Source organism: Gemmatimonadota bacterium, assembly GCA_026706845.1.
GTDB lineage: Bacteria > Latescibacterota > UBA2968 > UBA2968 > UBA2968 > VXRD01.
The window spans coordinates 6,084-9,902 of record JAPOXY010000046.1; the positions used below are offsets into that span (position 1 = coordinate 6,084).

Sequence of the window (3,819 nt, forward strand, 5' to 3'; positions counted from 1 at the left end):
ATCCAAAGAAGCTGAAGGCGCCTTCAAAAAAGCCAAAAAATTCGACAAAAGCCTCGTCGAAGCCTATGTCGGGCTTGGTCTTACGTATGCAGAAACACCCACGCGGGGAATGCAATCTTATTACAATTTCCGCAGAGCTATTAGCGAAGCCAAGCGCGCGACCAAACTCGACCCCAACTACGGTCCGGCCTATCGCTTGCTCGGCGAAGTCTATGAGCGATTTCAAGAAGACCACAATAGGGCTATGCAGTATTATCAGAAATACGTCGAACTCGAACCCGATAATCCCGAAGGTCTTTATTACTACGGTTTAGCCTGTGTACAGGCCAAAGCATTTGACAAAATTCTCGAACATATTGCCCCCTATCTCTCGGCAAATCCCGACGTCGTTCCACTCTTGCCCATTGTTGCACAGGGTCATTTTTACAACGACGAGGCGCAAAAAGCTCTCGAACTCTTCGAGCGTTATCTCGCCAACATCGAAGGCAGCGAACGCGCACACTACACCGATATTGCCTATGTTGCCTCAGATATAGAACTCCAGGAATACCACGCCGCCACACCGGGACCCGAACAACAGGCATACCGCGAGCAATTCTGGGCACGGCGCGACCCCGACATTCTCACCAAACTCAACGAGCGCGTCATCGAACACTACCGCCGCACATGGTATGCGCGCACCTATTTTTCGTCCAATGTCTATCCCTGGGATGAGCGAGGTGCTGTTTATATCCGATATGGCGAACCCGACTACCGCTCGCGCTCCAATGACCGCAACTTTGTCCAGACCGCCGAAGTGGAGCGCGTGCGTACGCAGATGGCCGTTGACATCTACGGTCCTGAAGCGGCCTTCTTCACCTTCACAGGTCCCGTCTTTCCCATTCGCACCAGCCGCGAAACAGGCTCCCTCTTTGATCCAGACTCCCCTACCGACATCGTCGCCGACGAAAGTTTTACGGGCGAAGATGCTGAAGAAGCTGCCGATGAAAGTATGACCGAACTCCCCGAGGCAGAAGGCGGCGAGGGTGAGGACTTCAGACTCGGTTTTGAGCGCAATCCATTTGAGCGCGATGGCACCATCGAAAGCGTCCTCGATGAGCAAACCGGGCAACTCAATACCCGCTTGCAATTTGGCCGCTTTTCACCCGTTACCATTGGCAGTGAAATCGATACCGTGCCCTGGGAAACCTGGACCTATATTCAACTCAATGGGGGCATAGAGATTACGTTCACCGATGAATGGGGTAATGGACGCTATGATTTTGCCCCACTGCCCGAAGCCACAACCGAAGATCCCGAAGCCATTGCTTATATCGCCCGCATGACCGAACACATGCCCGAAGTCATCTATCAGCAAGCCGTATCGACTTCACCCGACTTTTATCGCCCTGGACTTCCCGGCGATATACTCAATTTCTACTACGACCTGGCGCACTTCCGCGGACCCGACGGGCAAACCAATCTCGAGATTTATTACGGCATTCCGCCCGAGCAGGTCGAAATTGAGCAAGAAGCCGATTCGAGTTTCATACACGTACAATTGGCCGTTGCGCTGGCAAATGAAGGTCACACATCCATCTATCGCACAACCGATGAGTTCGCCTATCGCGGCGCACAAGTGCCCAGCACAACCGAACAGGGTGCTTTTGTGCCTGAAATCATCAAGACACAGGTACCGCCCGGCAAATACGAACTCCAGGTACAAATGAAAGACCTCATCTCTGGACGCACCGGACTCTACCGGCAAGAACTCCAGGTCAGAGACTACCAGATCCCAGAGCTTCAAGTCAGTGAAATTCAACTGGCTTCGAACATTGCGGAAGCAGGCGCGACAAAATTCCTAAAAGAAGACGTGTGGATCATTCCCATACCCACGCGCAGTTATGCTATAAAGCAAAATGTCTATGCCTACTTTGAAATCTACAATCTGACCAAAGACACCTTTGGACAAACCCGCTACAAAACCGAATACCGCATTCGCTCCAGTGCCATGCCCGCTGTTGGCGTATTTGGCGCAGTGGCCACGGGGTTGCGCACCATCTTTAGAGCCAGCAAACCCCAGGTGGCCATCACCAACGAACTCACGGGACGGGACGCCGACGAGCGCGAATACGTCGAAATCGTACTCAACAAAGTCAGACCCGGGGTCAACGCACTCGAAATCATCGTAACCGATCTGGTCAGTGGCAAGAGCGTCGAACGCGAAGTGCGCTTCCGGTATGGGAATTAAAACACGCTCTTATGCGCATCATCGCTGGGGAATTTAAGGGCCGCCGCATCCCCTTTAACAACAAAAAGTACGGCAATGCCCGCGTCACATCCGACTTTGTAAAAAAAGCCGTATTTTCTTCTCTCGGCGAAACTCTCCACGGCAGTTATTTCCTCGACCTCTTCTCCTGCTCTGGACAAATCGGCCTCGAAGCCTGTAGCCGCGGCGCGCATGTCGTCATCAATGAACCCGACCGCCGCTGCAACCGCTTCATCGCACAGCTAATAGAAAACTGGCATCTCAACGACCGCATCTATCTTTACGCGCGTCCCGCGCAAAAACTCTTGCCTCAACTCGCACGATCGCGTTCCATATTCGACATCATATACCTTGATCCCCCCTACCACCAACAATTAGACGGACAACCCATGTCCCGTGCCATACTCACCCACCTCGCAACAACGCCGATACTCGCGCCCAATGCCCGCATTCTCGTCCAACACGCCTCTCGTACAACGCTACCCAAATCCCTTCCCAACATCACCCTCTCTCGACAAAAAAAATACGGCGACACAACCCTGAGCGCATACACCCTTATTTTCTGACTTGCTATCCATCGCCAAAGTCACTATGTTCTAAGCATCACAATACAAGGAGGGATATGAAATGGACAAACTCAGTTCCGCCGTCGATTTTAGACCGCGCAGCCGCCAGCTCTACATGGGCGACATGCCCTGGCTTCCGCGCATTACAGATAAAGCCCGCGCAAAATTGCGAGGCTGCATCGGCGACTACGTCTATCCGTGACCAGCTGACAGAAAGTTCCTGGAGGAACTCGGAGTTGAAGCTGAAGAATTTACGAACATCGTCGCATCCAGTCCGACCGATGCCGAAGTCATCGAAAAAGTAAAACCCATCTGGGACAAGTCTCATTCTAAGTAACAACTAAAAAAGCCGCCACACAATGTGGCGGCTTTTTTGTTAAAGCGGCAAACTGTCACGACCCCAACCTTGTTCCCCATTTCTAAGCGCCACGGGTTTTCCACCCACCGGTTTGCCAAATCCCTGTGCAAAAATCAGAAAATCGCTGAACCCCACCACACCATTGCCATCCAGATCGTATTTTGCGTCAAAACCCGCATCGCCCTCCGACAGACCAAATTTGCCTGTAAAGAGCAAAAAATCCGTAAACCCGACCGCACCATCCCCATCAAAATCCAGATTCGCAACACTCACACCTGTTCCCGATACCAGTTTCACCTCTACGCTCTTGCCATCCTGACACATAAACGCCACCACCGTCTGATCTTCCCCCTCATCTACAATCTCTGCCAGATCATAGGACTGGTCCAGACGCCATTTTCCACGCAATGTCACCTCTACCTTCCGAGGCTCACTCGCTTGATTGACAATTAGCGACCCATCCTGCCGGTGCGGCGTCTGAATCTCCCAGCTCCACCCAAAATCCGGATCAGCAACCGAAAGCAATAAGCCGTCACCCACTTCTCGGACCATCACCAAACTCGGCAAAGACACACCCTCAACCGGACCATCCGTCGGCCTCGCATCCTTATCGAACAGCGCGTAACCCGTCATCTTCATCCCCCGAT

4 protein-coding genes are annotated in these 3,819 nt (G+C 52.5%); 3 read left to right on the plus strand and 1 reads right to left on the minus strand.

Translation table 11 applies throughout. The features are described 5' to 3' along the window. The 3 genes from OXG87_04605 to OXG87_04615 form a co-directional block, all read left to right on the plus strand. Nucleotides 1-2,230, plus strand: a 2,230-nt coding sequence (locus tag OXG87_04605; protein MCY3868815.1) for a GWxTD domain-containing protein, incomplete at its 5' end; no start/stop codon positions are given. 11 nt (nucleotides 2,231-2,241) lie between these two features. Continuing rightward, nucleotides 2,242-2,814 carry a 16S rRNA (guanine(966)-N(2))-methyltransferase RsmD gene (gene rsmD / locus OXG87_04610; protein MCY3868816.1) on the plus strand — a complete coding sequence of 191 codons (573 nt, stop codon included), beginning with the start codon at nucleotides 2,242-2,244 and terminating at the stop codon, nucleotides 2,812-2,814. A 61-nt stretch (nucleotides 2,815-2,875) separates the two neighbouring features. Next, entirely contained in the window at nucleotides 2,876-3,016 is a 141-nt protein-coding gene (locus tag OXG87_04615; GenBank protein MCY3868817.1) for a DUF5069 domain-containing protein, read from the plus strand. Between the two features lie 174 nt (nucleotides 3,017-3,190). Here the strand turns inward: OXG87_04615 and OXG87_04620 are convergent. Beyond that, nucleotides 3,191-3,819 (minus strand): hypothetical protein (locus tag OXG87_04620; protein ID MCY3868818.1); only part of this gene is annotated, 629 nt, incomplete at its 5' end.